Source organism: uncultured Gimesia sp. (assembly GCF_963976445.1).
In the GTDB taxonomy this organism is placed as follows: Bacteria; Planctomycetota; Planctomycetia; order Planctomycetales; family Planctomycetaceae; genus Gimesia.
This window is the reverse complement of the sequence record NZ_CAXBKP010000003.1, coordinates 18,674-33,250: the sequence shown is the minus strand read 5'-3', so window position 1 is coordinate 33,250 and position 14,577 is coordinate 18,674. Positions and strand designations below refer to the sequence as shown.

The following is a 14,577-nucleotide window of genomic DNA, read 5'->3' as shown; positions in this document are numbered from 1 at the left end:
CGACAAACACGCTGTACACAAGAACGTCGTAAATCATGAACTAATCTAATATACCGGTACCCAAGGTGATCTCACGCCAAATCAGGCGCGGTGAGTTCAATTTATGATTTTTTTGCGGGAATGCCCCTCTTTTTGTGAGATCCCGTGTTTTCTGGTATATAAAGGCAGAGAATTTCAACACTGCCGATCTTCGGTGGTACATAGATTGAGGTCACCATCGATTTGAAGCCTGAAGAAACTGAAAACTTCGTTCAACTCATAACCGCTCACCAGAGCGTGCTTTATGCTTATATCCGGTCATTGCTGCCGGACTCAGAAGCGGTGCAGGATGTGCTGCAAGAAACAAACCTGGTGCTCTGGCGTCGTGCGGAAGAGTTCGAAGCGGGCACCAATTTTGTCGCCTGGGCTTGCAAGGTGGCTTACTATCAGGTGTTAGCTTTCTACCGGGACAATAAACGTGATTCGATGGTCTTTAATGTGGAACTGGTTTCGATGCTGGCCAAACAAAACGAAGAGAAGCTGGCAGGTTCACATGACCTGCAGCGTGTGCTCTCGCGCTGTCTTGCCAAACTTCCGGAACAAAGCCGCCGTCTGATTCAGCAGCGCTATGCAGCGGGCGGATCGGTCCAGGCGATTGCCGCGGAACAGGGTCGTTCCGTCGGCGCTGTTTCTCAAACGCTGTATCGCATACGGCAACTTTTACAAGAGTGCGTTCAAAAAACACTTGCCCGTGAGCAGGGAGAAAATTTGTCATGAATCAGAATCATCAACCTTCCGAGGACCAGAACGATCCCCAGGAAATCATCTCCGCCTTTCTCGATGGTCTACTTACCGAAGAAGAAAGCCAGGCTTTTCTGGAACGTCTGGAATCGGATGCTGCTGCCAGGGACCTTTATCTGGAAATGATGAATACCGATTCCCTGCTACAATGGGAACAGGGGCAAACCGCGCCGCTGCCGGATCTGTTCTGCCTGACACCTGAAGCGGCTGTATCACAACCGGGCGTTGACCCCGGTGTTGTCTCGGCGCGAAAGCAACTGGCGTTCATGCGATATGCACTGGCGGCGACCGTTGCCGTCTGTCTGTTTCTGACCGTGCTTCTGCTTATGGAAAGCCATCCCAGTCAAGCAATCGCGCGACTGGATTCGAGTGATGGTGTTCCTGCTGCGATGATCATTGAGGAACATCATCCGGTTTGGGAACAGACCGAATGGACTCAGGATGTCAGCAAACCACTTGTTCCGGGTTGGCTAAAATTAAAGTCCGGACGCTCCCTGATCGACTTTTTGAGCGGTACCACGATCGCGTTACAGGGACCTGCCGAGCTGGGAGTCAATTCGGATGATCGCGCCTATTTAAGGTCGGGTCGCTTAGCCGTTGTCGGAACATCACGGGCTCACGATTTCACGTTGACGACCGACAATCTGGCGATTCTGTCACAGTCTGCCAACTTTGGTCTTTCAGTGACACCCGATGAACAAACCGAACTGCATGTGTTTGAGGGAAGTGTTACTGTTTCTCGATCACAGCCACAACCTGACGCAGTGATGATTCAGGATCAGACGCCGGAAGCCGCAGATTCGATCACTGTGGAAGCCGGACAGTCGATTGTCTTTGATGGCAATGGTCAGGAAGTGCTTCGTCAACTGGCAGACCAGAGTGCCTTCCCGACACGCGATCAGTTTTCCGTTGCGGATCCTCCTGGAGATATCCCAGCCATCGACTTTGCAGCACATAAAATTGAGCCTTACAGTTTTCAGGACGGGCAATATGAACTCCCCACTGATTACCAGTTAATTGAACAAGGCAAAGGAATTCGTCTGTGGGGGAACGCCTGGAAGACGTTGGATATCAACACAAAGATCACCCCCAACACGGTGATCGAATTTGATTTCCGCTCCTCGCATCAAGGTCAGATTCACGGTTTTGGTTTTGACTCTGATAAGAAATACGATAGACCGAATCATGTGTTCCAGATCTATGGCTACGAAGCCTGGTCCCACATCGGACAGCAGTTTAACACGTATACGGGAACCGGCTGGAAACGATTTCGGATTCGTGTGGGCCGTTATCTGACTGGGAAATATCGTTATCTGCATTTCATTGCCGATGAAGATGTGATTGCCCGCGCCGAGAGTCAGTTTCGCAATGTGCGCATTTATGAAGCACCGACACAGCCGTAGTTTTCTGATGGCGTAGATCGAACTCATTCACACGTTTCAACCAGGAACAGCAACCACGAATTCTCTCAGTGGATTTGTGTTACTGTCAATTCCCTGCTCGCTCTGTTCGGCTCGAATGATATTCGGGCTTACCCATTTTTCTGGAGATGACAGGATTTGTTTTCTCAATGCCTGGAACTTAGTTCGGAATCGGGCTCATCGGTTTCAGGGAGAGGCGGATCGTCTTTGAATCCGCCGAGGATCAGAAAGGTGGCGGCGAACAGCAAATAACCAACGCCGATGCCTGTCGCATGGAAGGTGAAGCCGTCGACATTCTCTGCCGTGAATGCCAGTCGAAAATGAATGTCGTTGCCGATGATTTCGTAGGCGCTGGTGAGACCAACAAACGCAAACAGTGCCGCAATGACAGACCAGACTGCGGCCGAACGGTATTTGCCATCAATCAGGCAAGCACAGATGGCGGCCAGGATCATGCAGGTAAAAATAAAACCGCGTTCCATGACAACCAGGCCGTGCACCAGAAATCCATTGACTTCGGTAAATAGATTCGTGGAGAGAATTTCCTGTAGTGACTTACCCCCACCGACAAGTAGAGTGCCCTGCATCACCGTTGCGCCCCAGGCGGCGATCGCCGGGAATAACCCGAGTGCGACGGCGGGCGCGTGTCGTTTGGGAGAAGCCTGAAATGCCTGCGCGGTAATCACCATGCCGATCCAGAGCACAATTGCGATTCCGGCTTCGAGGGGAATGATCTTGCTGATGACGCCTGTGGTTCCCGTGAGACAGATGAATAGAAAAAAGATGCCGTTTAAGGTGGAATAACCGGCCCGCGAGCCCATTTCTTTCCAGCCCGGATGTCCGATATATATCGTCGTGGGAAAACAGCTACCGAGCAGTGAAGCCAGAATAGTTCCGACACCGTTGGCAATCATGGCGGGTTTCGCAGGATAACTGTCGCCGGCGGCTTCAGCCGATTCGATGTTCTGCATACTGCCAATCACGTTAAACAGGCCCATCGGAAAAATCACTGACATATAACCCAGCCACTCACTGGGCTCTTTCAGCAATTCCCAGAGCGCGGAACCCGCGAATTGTGGTGGATACCAGCCCCACTGTCCCCAGGCTGTCTTGATTGCATCCGTACTCATGGCGGAGCCTTGCATGAGTTGCGGTACCACTTCGGGGAGTACCCAGGCGCAGATGGTGCCGACAATGATCGCCAGCAATCCGCCCGGAATGCGAAACGGAAGTTTGGTACGCGAAAAGAGCGTCAGCAATACGACGGCTGCCGGAAGCATGGCAATCAGCGGTCTCTGATAGATTTTCAGCGCGAATGTCATGGAGATAAAGCCGATGGCGATGCCGGCAAGCGTAGAAAGTAGAGCCGCCCGCGGAGTCAGTTTTCGTACCCGATCTGCGACAAACGCACCAAAAAATTCGATGATGCCGCTGCCAAAACAGGCCAGCAAACCCATTTGCCAGGCTGCCTCGGGACTATTCGTGCGCTGATAGACGGGAACCATCACAAAAAAAATGTAAACCAGCAGTGAGGGCGTATTAATGCCGTACGGGAGGGCGCAAACATCGCTCCGATTTTCCCGTTTCGCCAACTGGTGTGCCTGCCAGGCGTAAAAAATGTTCCCGAACAGAATACTGAGTGCCGCTCCAGGAAGGATATATTGCAGTAGCAATTTGGAATCGGCAGAGATTCCACACAGGCCACACAACGCCACGATTAATAGAAGCTGGACGAGGTTATCGATCATCAAAGCGAAAAAACCGTCCAGGTCGCGTCGTACGAAGAGGGGGTAATTGCTGTGCTTCATATCAACTGAGCAGTTCCTTGATGTCTTCCTCTGTGAAAGGTTTTTGCAATCGAGCGCCTAATTGCGAGACGATACGGGCGGCTGCGTGTGAGGCAAGGTGGCCCGATTGATGCCAGTTCAAACCATTGGTAATTCCATACAGGATGCCCGCGGCATACATATCGCCGGCACCCGTCGTATCGATCGCCTCAGTCTCAACACCTTCAATGGGAATAATGCGTCCTTCATGCATCAGAATAGACCCATCGGAGCCCAGAGTGAGCGCAAGATTCGGAACATGTTTATGAATGATATGGGCACAATCGACGGCGTCGTGTTTACCGGTCAGGCTGCGGGCTTCTTCCAAATTACAAAATAGTAAGTCGACAGGACCTTCGATCAATTGCTGGAATTCGTCTCGGAACAAGTTGATCAGGAACGGATCAGAAACGGTGAATGCGACTTTTACATCATGTTTTTTGGCGAGTTCGATCGCACGGTAGGCAGCCTGTTTCTGGGTTTCTCCCGTAAATAGATAACCTTCCACATACACATATTCCGATTGTTTGATATGTTCTTCGTTTATATCGTCCACACTCAGAGTGGCGGAAACCCCCAGATTGGTGAGCATGGTACGCTGGGCGTCTTCGGTAATCAGGACAACACAGGTCCCGGTATGTCCTTCCGAGGCAGGGTCAACGTCGATGGTTACGCCCAGTTTTCGCATATCGGCCAGGTCAAATTCGCCGAGCATGTCACTGGCCACTTTTCCGGCGTAGGCTGCATTTCCCCCGAAATCAGCGACTCCCAAGATGGTATTGGCTGCAGAACCGCCGGCACATTGCGAAATTGGTGCGCCATCCAGTTCGCCGAGGACTTTTTGCTGTGTTTCTTCATCAACCAGAGTCATGACACCCTTGGTAAAACCCAGTTTTTCCAGCGTGGCATCGGAGACCCGTGCCTGTATATCAACCAAAGCGTTTCCAACGCCATATACATCGTATTGCATGATTTACCTTAACCTGATGGATTCAGAATCGTTTCAAATCGACCTTTTTGTAGGGCAGATCGAACTCCAGATCTATATTATTCACAATGTGCAAATCATAACCAAAGCGCTATTCAATGGGAAACCACAGAGAGTAACCATCTAATCAGTTTGAAAAAAGCAGTCAGGTCACTACTATATAAGCAAGAATCCAGAAAGCGTCCCCATCGGGGACAGTGCTACTGCAAGTTGTTATGATTTCTGGCCTGGATTCTCCAATAACAAAACACAAGAGAAACAGACTCAAAACCACCGCATCAACAATTGAAGGATGCTTTAAGCATGACGAACTCCTCATCTGCGTATGACCTGATGTACTCACTCCCACCCATTGGTGGAAATCCCTCGACGCGTCCTAACCAGACGAATCCGGGGAGTTTCGCGAATCCGCCACAGATTGCGCCGGGAGCCCAAGGTGCGTTGACGTTCTCTTCACCTGATACTCCGGGCATGCCGGGCGTCTCTAAAAAAACAGCCTGGGATTTCATGCCGGAAGGCTGGGAGCTGAAAGCCGGCTTTGAAGAAAATTATGAAACCGCAGATGCCTGGACGCCACCAACTGATTTTCTACCAGTCACTCAACTGGAACTTGCCCGCTGTGGGACGATCACTCCGGAAATGGAACGGGTTGCGGAACGGGAACCTCATCTGACCGCCGAACAGATCCGCGACGAAATCGCCGCCGGTCGTATGATTATCCCGGCCAACAAAGTTCACCTTGGCTACAAGCTGGACCCAATGGCGATTGGCCGTGCTTCGAAAACGAAAATCAATGCTAACATGGGCGCCTCGCCGGTCTCTTCAGGCACGGACGAAGAAGTCGAAAAATTAACATGGGCACAGAAGTGGGGTGCGGACACCGTGATGGACCTTTCCACCGGGGGAGACATCGACGGCTGTCGGCAGGCAATCATTCAAAACAGTTCCGTTCCAATCGGGACCGTTCCCATTTACTCGATGATCATCGCCCGTCGTCTGGAAGATCTGGACCATGCCAGCATTCTGCAGATGCTGAAACATCAAGCGGAACAGGGTGTAGACTACTTCACGATTCATGCTGGCGTCTTGCAGGAGCATTTGTCATTAGTCGCAAAAAGACTGATCGGGATTGTCAGCCGTGGTGGTTCACTGTTGGCGAAATGGATGTTGCACAATAAACAGCAAAACCCGATGTATGAGCTGTGGGACGACATTTGTGATATCATGCGGGAATACGACGTCAGTTTTTCGATCGGCGATGGTTTACGTCCCGGCGGACTGGCCGATGGTTCCGACCGTGCTCAACTGGCAGAGCTTTGCGTGCTGGGTGAATTGACCGAACGTTCCTGGAAAAAAGGGGTGCAGGTCATGATCGAAGGACCGGGGCACATTTCCTTCGACCAAATCGAATTTAACATGAAGCTTCAGCGCACACTGTGCCACGGTGCTCCGTTCTATGTGCTGGGACCGTTGGTAACAGATATCTTCCCCGGTTACGATCACATCACAAGTTGTATCGGTGCGACGGCAGCCGGCTACCACGGTGCGAGCATGCTGTGTTATGTGACGCCAAAAGAGCATTTGGGCTTACCTAAAAAAGACGACGTCAAACAAGGGTGTATTGCATACAAGATTGCCGCCCATGCAGCTGACGTGGCACTCGGCATTCCGGGAACCCGGAATCGCGATGATGAACTAACCGAAGCCCGTGCTGCTCTGAACTGGGAAAAACACTTCGAGTTGAGCTTCGACCCTGACACGGCTCGCGCTTTGCATGACGAAGATCTGGACGTCGACACAGACTTCTGTGCAATGTGTGGCCATGACTGGTGCAGTGTGCGAATTTCGAAAGAGATTCAGGAATTCATGTCAGGCAAATCGGAAGACTATGCCTGGGACAAGGCCAAGAAAACACTGCCGTTGACCGAAGAACAGCAGGAAATTCTGGAGAAACGCGGCGTACTCAGCCCGGATCAAATCCACAAGCTGGCATCGAAAGTCAAAAACAAAATGACTGACGAAGAACAGGACAAAGCATCGTGCCACAGTGATTTCGTGGCTCCCGAAGAAGCACAGCAGATGCAGACATCCAAAGAGCTGCCCGTGTTGAATCGACGACCTTAGCGCATCGCTTGCTGCCGATTGAAGTGAATTCACAGAGAGCCATTTTTTGCGTGGAAAAACCGGGGTTGTTTCTTGCGCGAAATTCAGCATCGAGCAAAAACGATTCTTGAGTCTCGTGAACAGATAGGAACATTTATCTTCTAGATCTGTAGTAACCGCCCCCGCTGGCCAGCAAGATAACCACAACAACAAGTTTAATGATCGCCGCCCAAAAGTTGCTATTACCCAAGAAGCCTGCTTTACAATTGGGACAACGCAACTTCTTTGCCTTCACGTCGCTTTTAAACTTTTTATCACAGCGAGTACAGACGTAGATATTATCGCTATTTTTAGTACCACAAGAAGGACAGGCTGCACCATTCTTTGTTTGAGCTTGGAATTTATGACTGCACCAATTGCATTCGAATTCATATTCCCATTGAGGAACGCCAATCCCAGCCGGAGGTGATGGATTATTCGGCGGAGGAAAGGAACTCCGAAAGCGACGCTGATCTTGGCGATTGGAGTTGGCTTGATTCATATTCCTTTGGCTCATTTCACGCAATCGCTCCATATCTTTCAGCAGTGTCGATTGGGGCCTTGAAATGCCCTGATTGCCTGCCCCGTTCATTGCCAGTTGGTCTGTCTGTTTCTGTTTGCGGGGTTTAATCAGGCTCAAGTCCCCATCACTGAAGAATTCCGTAATGAACAGTTCTTCCTTTTCCCCCGTATTGATCACAGCAACAGAATCGCCGTACGCTAACCGGACAAACTTGCCTTTGATTTGACGTTTGCTGCGGTCGGTCCAGATGCGGAACTCTTCTTCTCGCTCTGCAGGTGTCAAGGAAAGATCGACTGCTGCCGCTTCCGCAGGAAAGAAGTTGCCGGGAATTTCTTTTTTCAGACGGTCCTGAACATACTCCTGGTCTTCTGCTGAGAAGTTCAAATAAGGAAACTCCTGCGTCGTACCGGTTTTCGTGATGATCAGAATCACCTTGCCGTCTTCCATTTTCACATAGGAGGCACCTACAGAATTCCCTGACAGATCGGTCCACTTACGGTGATTATTCACACGGATGATTTGTTTCAGTTTTGTCGGTGAAAGATTCGGATCGAGGTCTTCGCGATAGACGAGCGGAATTTCGTCCATGCGGCCGTGCATTTTTAACGCATCTCTGAGCAGTTGCAGGTCTTCCTCAATCAGGGTGCCAATATGCACGCGTGCAAAACCTAATCCCCGTGTGGAAAACATGATTTCGCGACCATTGATACTACCTAAGCGCGCTTCAGACTTCTGACCTTTTTTATCAGTCCAGACTCGAAAATCTCTCAGAGCGGCGACCAGAGCCGGATCGATTTCGGTATTCGCTTTGACCACTTTGGAATCGTCATCCTTCGCAGGTTCTTTGGCTTTCTCGCGCATTTCCTCCCGATGTTTTTTCATCTGTGCTTTTGCTTTTTCCCGCGCCATTTCCAGTGGATTTTGACCGGGCTTGATCGGATTATTCATCTTTATCACAGGCGGTAAATTGACCTGTGGTACCCCACTCGAAGGATTGCCTGCCCGCTCTCCCTGATACTCGTTGGGCAAGAACGCCTGCATCTTATTCCGATGGTGATATTCAATCACCCAATCTAGATCTTTCTGGCTGAGCTGATCGAGAGTAAGACGCAATATGGCTAACGGTTCTTTCTGCAACACCAGTTTTCCCTTGTGCAGTGAAAGCAATTTGGCTCTGTGTTGTTTTCCGTCCTTCAACGTCCATTCACGCACTGTAAACGGCTTATAAGACTCTACCGTGACCGGTTTAACGGGCATGCTCTTTTCGGGCTGTTTTTTTTCGGGCGCCGTTTCTGCTGGTTTGGGTGTTTCCGGCTGTGGCTTTGATTCTGGTACAGCGGTCTGCGGTTTACGATACTGGGGAGGCAGGAAGCTCAGTTGTTTTTTCCGCTTGTGATACTCATAGAGCCAATTCAAATCTTTCACACTCAGTTTCTCAAGCGGTACGCGAACCGTCCCCTGCCCCTCCAGCCTGAGCGTTGCGATGGGACCGGAAACGGTAATTAATTTCCCCGTGGCTTCGGTACCATCACGGTAGGTCCAGGTACGGACTGTAAAACGTTTGTAGCTTTCTTCTGCGACCAGTGTTTGAGAGAGAAGAAATGAATTCACTATCGCACAGAAAAGAACCGCACAGAAAAGAACGAATTTTGTTGTTGATGACTTCATTGTGATCAAACCATAATAAAAAGTGTGATATGGAACTCACCATGCAATAACTACTGAGCATCACCACCAGAATAGCCGACATCCGTTCAACTTCAAATAGTGAATTTCGAATTTTTCCAGGCAAAGCCCCAATCTGAGCCCGCAAAAGGCGTAACCTGTTTAACCATCAGAAACAAACGATAAATAGATGTCGATTTGAACGGAAAAATCTAACTCTGTTTTTTCAGGTTTTGTCCAGTTATAATAAACGCTGTGCAGTCACTGTCTTTGCGAAACAGAGTTCGGGTTTAATTTCCTGAAATGAAGGAGAGTAAATCGTTTTATGTTGAAATCTTTAAAGGGGCACTTTTTAGTCGCGTCCCGCAAGTTAAATGATCTCAATTTTTATCGATCCGTCGTATTGATTGTAGAACACAATGAGCAAGGGGCCACGGGTCTGATCGTAAACCGTCCCTCTTCATTTTCGGTCACGAATGCGCTTTCGAAATATTTTGATCTACCCAAACTGGAAGACATGGTATTCATGGGAGGCCCGGTCGAACCGAATGGCATGTTTGCCTTGCATAATGCAGGCGACCTGGAGAAAGCACAGGAACCAATTGTTCCCGGCTTGTTTATGGGGAGCAGTCCGGACGTTTTCGAACAGGTCATCTGGCGCATATCCGAAGGAGATCCACACTTGGATTTTCGGATTTTCTTTGGTTGTGCAGGCTGGGCGCCAATGCAGTTAGAATCGGAAATTAATCGGATGGACTGGCTTCACACTCGAACTAAGGCAGAAGATATTTTTGAAATAGACGCCTATGACATCTGGGACGTGCTTCTCAAACGGGCCATGGAAGAGAGACGTTTTCTGCCACAAGAGGAAACAGCGCACCCCGAATGGAACTGATTTTTGCGAATTGAAGAATTAACACCTCACTTAAATCTACCTACATGAAAAGCAACATTACGTATGACGTCCATAAAAATCACCGATCCGGAAACAGGTTCGTTCGCACATATTTTACCGGAATTGGGCTTTAACTGTTATCAGTTTCAGGCAATGGTGGACGGTCAATGCATCGATGTGATTGATGCTCATCCCGAGTTTGAGCAAGGCAATCAACGTCCCAGTAGTAGTGGCATCCCGATTCTATTTCCGTTTCCCAATCGAATCGCAAACGCACGTTATAAATGGGAAGGTGTGACCTACGAACTTCCCGCAGACAAAACCTATCATGACCAAACGGGCAATGCGATTCACGGGTTTTGCCTGGATCTTCCCTGGCGTGTGATTGCACAGGAAGAATCGTTCGCAATTGCCCAGTTTCAGCTGAGCATTGATGGAAAAAATCGTTTGAAATACTGGCCCGGCGACATCTTCATCGAAGTTAAATATGAGGTCAAAGGAGCCACACTGCGAGCCGACATTCGCGTTGGAAATCCGGGCACGACCTCCGTTCCCTGGGGGCTGGGAACCCACCCTTATTTCAAAGCTCCCTTGTCCGAAAAAAGCAGTGCAAAAAACTGTCTGATCGAAGCGCCGGCTTCGGAAGAGTGGGTGCTGGAAGATTGCCTGCCTACCGGAGTGAAAAAAACAATCTCGGATGCCCATGATCTACGGGAAGGAGCCTGGCTCGATCAACTGAAACTGGATCATGTGTTAAGCGGAATGCCGGAAGGAACTGATCAGTACGAAAGTCTGATTATGGATGAGCAGGCAGGGCTGGTCGTGTCTCAGGACTACGATTCTCTGTTCTCAGAGCTGGTTGTCTTCACGCCTGCTAACCGAGATTGTGTCTGTCTGGAACCTTATACCTGTGTCACGAATGCCATTAATCTGACCAGACAGGAAGCCGAAACCGGACTGCGGGTCTTGCCGCCAGGATCAGAGATTAAAACCTGGATTGAAATCCGTGCTGGAAAAGTGATCGTTTAATTACGTCGGGAGAAACAGAATGCGAAGTCGAAACTGGCAATGCCTGATCACGGCGCTGATTTCAGCGACGCTCCTGTTATGGACTGCAGTTGTTCCAGCACAGTCAAAGAGCCTGCAGAAACCAGACAAGGTATCGGCTTCGGATTCACCGCTGTCGAACATCGAACGCCAACAGCAACTGATCGAGACTGAACAACGGTTGAAGGTGTTAAAACGACAGCCCGCACACCATCCGACAGTTTCCCCTAAAACAGAAGTTTTTCTGACGATCGACGATTCAGTTAAGACAAACATACAAAACCAAAAGCATCTCTTTCTGACTCGGCTGACCTTGGTGAATCAAAGCCGACAGCCTCTCAAACTGATCCGTAAACAGATCAAAGCCACTGTCGACGGACAGGTTGTTCCAGTCGCCGGATTACCCAAAAATCTCAGTCACCAAAGAGTCCAACTGCGCCAAGGCAGGCAAATATTGAGCCGCTTGGAATTTAAAGATGAAGTCGAAGTGGCTCCTGGAAAACAGGACAGTCTGTGGATAATACTTCCTGACATTCAGGCAGAGGGGCGCATTCCCAAGATTGAACTTGAAACGACGGTGAACGGTCAGCTTTTGCGTTTGAACGTGAACCGCTTTGAACTGGGACAATTGCAATATACCATGCAAAGAATAGGGCCCAGTCAATGCCTGGCAAAATTTACCATCAGGGGAGAACTGAATTCGATTAACATCGGAAGCCTGATGCAGGAGATCGATCAACTTACGACAGTCAATATCAAACGGTTCGTGATTCATTTTCCTGATCCCAAACCCAAGCTTGATCCTGGTGTTGAGGATTGGTTGCCTCGTGCAGCAGAATTCATTGGAACCAACTCCATCGTGGAAGCTCGCTTCCCCGCATTTCCAACGATGATCACCGAGTTACATCTTTCCGGCGAAGTGTATAAAGATGTTAAGCCACGCTACCCAAGCATAATGCCAACGAAAGTGGCGCACGCAACAGAGGAAGCAGCCATTCATGCGGCCCTCGACAGTGCAATGAGAATTTTGTCACGGGAAAAAGTGGCTGAGCAAATCCGCACAGGGTCGCCCTCTGTGCAAGTGGCAGGATTAATGAGCGGAGGACGGCAGTTAACAAATGCAGAACTTCCATTAGTGCTGGAATTGACTACACATCAAAACGCGGCAGTTCAACTGGCAGCGTTGTACGCCCTGCGATATCTGGGAGAGCCACGCGCTTTTGAACGGCTGACGGAAGTCGCTCGCATGCCCCCCGGACCACAGTTTGAAATGGCGATCGCCAGTCTTGCGGAATCCCGTTTTGCGGAAGGTCAGAAGGTACTGCTAAAACTGTTGCAACAGTCTCCACCTGAATCCCAGAAAGCCATCATCAGTATCATCGCTCAGAGCCCCCGACCTCAATGGGGCACTGAGATTTACAAATTTCTTGACAGTGACAATCTGGAGCTGCGCAAAGCTGCGCTCAAAGCTCTGATACTCAACGGGCACCCACAGTTGTTTGAGGTTTTAACTGATGCACTGGGTTCTCCACACGCCGAGTTCAGAGAAGTCGCGTTTCAGGAACTAATCAAACGCAAAGACTCTCCAAGTGAATCACTGGCCATTAATTATGTTTTGGCACAGCTACAACAGACGGCTCCGACACAGTCGATGTTATCGTTTATTGACCGCTTGAAAGACCCTCGCGCGATTCCACTCTTGTTTCAATATTTGCAGAACTCAAAGCTTGAAACGGGCATGCGCGCCTCAGTACTCAAAACACTGGCTTCGATTGGAGATCAGAATGTGGATGAGCACTTTCTGAAATATTATCCCCAAGCGAGTTCGACCGAGAAAGTATCGATTCTGTCATCACTGCAGAAAATGAAATCGCCCCACTATTTTAAGCTGGCCGCGCAAGCATTGGACGATAAAAATCAATCGGTCATAAATGAGGCCGTTAAAGGATTAAGTACCTCTTCATCAACCAAAGCGATCACAATTCTACAAAATAGACTTCAACAGACAGAGCAACCTGCCAAGTGGTCACCCATTTTTTCCGCCTTCGTTTCCATAGGCACCCCTGCAGCGCGGGAAGCGATTATGGAAGCGCGGTACACGGGCAACATCGACGCAAAGAAACAAGCGGCCCTGACTGCGTTGAGCAATTTCTATCGAAGTTCTCCGGGGGGCCGGTATTTCAGAAATGGTCAGTTACTGCAGGATAAAAATGACTGGCAGACTGCAATCAAAGAGTTTCAGACCGCGATCAGCATCGACTCCCAACTGGTACCTGCCTATCTGGCCATCGTGAATGCCAAAACATCACTCAAACAATATGAGGAAGCACTCCAGTACGCCGATAAGGGGCTCGAAATCGATGACAAAGAACCACGGCTCTACGTGGCTAAGGGACTGATTTACAAAAATCAGTCTCAAACGGCAGCAGCGATGAAACAACTTCAGAAAGCGATTGAAATTGATCCCCGGAATTCATTCGCACACACCATCCTTGCTTCACATTATTCTCAACTGCGTCAATTCGAAAATGCCATCAAATCCTGCGACGCTGCTATTAAAATCAATCCCAAATACTTTGTCCCTTACACAATCAAGGCACAAATTTACAATGAAACCGAACGTTGGGATGAAGCGATCAAAGTATATGATCAGATCATTCTTCAAGATCCGAAGAATGAGAGAGCCTATACCGGCCGTGGTCATACGCATTTACATAAGACTGACTGGAAGGCGGCACAGAAAGATTTTCAAAAAGTATTTGAACTTAATAACCGAAATTCGCAGGCAATTACCGGGCTGGCCCTCTGCATGGTTTATAACCATGAAGAAGAGAAGGCCATTAAGTTGATTGAGGAGCATGCCAAACAATTCGCTGCCGATGATCTGTTCCAATACAATGCCGCCTGTGTCTTCGGGCGTGCCTTGTTCAATCTGAAGGATCAGACCAAAACACCCGATCTAGAGAAAAAAATCAAAGCGTATCAGGCGAAAACCATCCTGTATCTGACAAACTCATTCCAGCAAGGATTCGCAGATGTGGAATGGATGCAGAAAGATCCAGATCTCGCTGAATTACGAGAACTCCCCACCTTCAAGTCGTTGGTGCAAACGATCAAAAAAGGCCCTGCGAAAACCAAACCACAGGAGTAATCCGTGCTCCAGGGAAAGGGGTTCTGCCCTAACCTGCTGATTTCCCTGGGCTTATCGACGAAGTCACACCAGCGTTAGTGGTGCCGGTGTGTCTGAGGGAAAACTGCCGTTTTCCTGCTTTTGGCTTTCTGCTACATTC

The 14,577-nt window shown here is 49.4% G+C and carries 9 protein-coding genes; 6 read left to right on the top strand and 3 right to left on the bottom strand.

Annotated elements, in window-relative coordinates:
• Positions 1–222: 222 nt before the first annotated feature.
• Together AAC022_RS04700 and AAC022_RS04695 are read left to right on the top strand one after the other, a co-directional pair.
• Complete coding sequence (locus AAC022_RS04700) at positions 223–756, top strand: sigma-70 family RNA polymerase sigma factor (RefSeq protein ID WP_339728489.1); 534 nt, start codon at positions 223–225, stop codon at positions 754–756.
• Complete coding sequence (locus tag AAC022_RS04695; RefSeq protein ID WP_339728487.1) at positions 753–2,183, top strand: hypothetical protein; 1,431 nt, start codon at positions 753–755, stop codon at positions 2,181–2,183. The genes AAC022_RS04700 and AAC022_RS04695 overlap by 4 nt, the downstream gene beginning before the upstream one ends.
• Positions 2,184–2,347: 164 nt before the next feature.
• On the opposite strand, the gene AAC022_RS04690 is transcribed toward AAC022_RS04695, so the two are convergent.
• Both AAC022_RS04690 and AAC022_RS04685 read right to left on the bottom strand, forming a co-directional pair.
• Positions 2,348–4,009, bottom strand: coding sequence for an NCS2 family permease (locus tag AAC022_RS04690; protein WP_339728485.1), 1,662 nt, complete (start codon positions 4,007–4,009; stop codon positions 2,348–2,350).
• A 1-nt stretch (position 4,010) separates the two neighbouring features.
• Positions 4,011–4,997 carry an adenosine kinase gene (locus AAC022_RS04685; RefSeq protein ID WP_339728483.1) on the bottom strand — a complete coding sequence of 329 codons (987 nt, stop codon included), beginning with the start codon at positions 4,995–4,997 and terminating at the stop codon, positions 4,011–4,013.
• A 321-nt stretch (positions 4,998–5,318) separates the two neighbouring features.
• On the opposite strand from AAC022_RS04685, the gene thiC reads away from it, so the two are divergent.
• The gene (thiC, locus tag AAC022_RS04680; protein WP_339728481.1) at positions 5,319–7,139 is read left to right on the top strand and encodes a phosphomethylpyrimidine synthase ThiC; all 1,821 of its coding nucleotides are present in this window, start codon (positions 5,319–5,321) and stop codon (positions 7,137–7,139) included.
• A 133-nt stretch (positions 7,140–7,272) separates the two neighbouring features.
• On the opposite strand, the gene AAC022_RS04675 is transcribed toward thiC, so the two are convergent.
• Complete coding sequence (locus tag AAC022_RS04675; RefSeq protein ID WP_339728479.1) at positions 7,273–9,291, bottom strand: hypothetical protein; 2,019 nt, start codon at positions 9,289–9,291, stop codon at positions 7,273–7,275.
• Positions 9,292–9,670: 379 nt separating this feature from the next.
• Between AAC022_RS04675 and AAC022_RS04670 the strand changes: the two genes are divergently transcribed.
• The 3 genes from AAC022_RS04670 to AAC022_RS04660 all read left to right on the top strand — a co-directional run bounded on the left by AAC022_RS04670 (position 9,671) and on the right by AAC022_RS04660 (position 14,438).
• Positions 9,671–10,240 carry a YqgE/AlgH family protein gene (locus AAC022_RS04670; protein ID WP_339728478.1) on the top strand — a complete coding sequence of 190 codons (570 nt, stop codon included), beginning with the start codon at positions 9,671–9,673 and terminating at the stop codon, positions 10,238–10,240.
• A 63-nt stretch (positions 10,241–10,303) separates the two neighbouring features.
• The gene (locus tag AAC022_RS04665; protein WP_339728477.1) at positions 10,304–11,269 is read left to right on the top strand and encodes an aldose 1-epimerase; all 966 of its coding nucleotides are present in this window, start codon (positions 10,304–10,306) and stop codon (positions 11,267–11,269) included.
• 19 nt (positions 11,270–11,288) lie between these two features.
• On the top strand, positions 11,289–14,438 hold the full coding sequence (locus AAC022_RS04660) for a HEAT repeat domain-containing protein (protein ID WP_339728475.1): 3,150 nt from the start codon (positions 11,289–11,291) through the stop codon (positions 14,436–14,438).
• Positions 14,439–14,577: the final 139 nt, after the last annotated feature.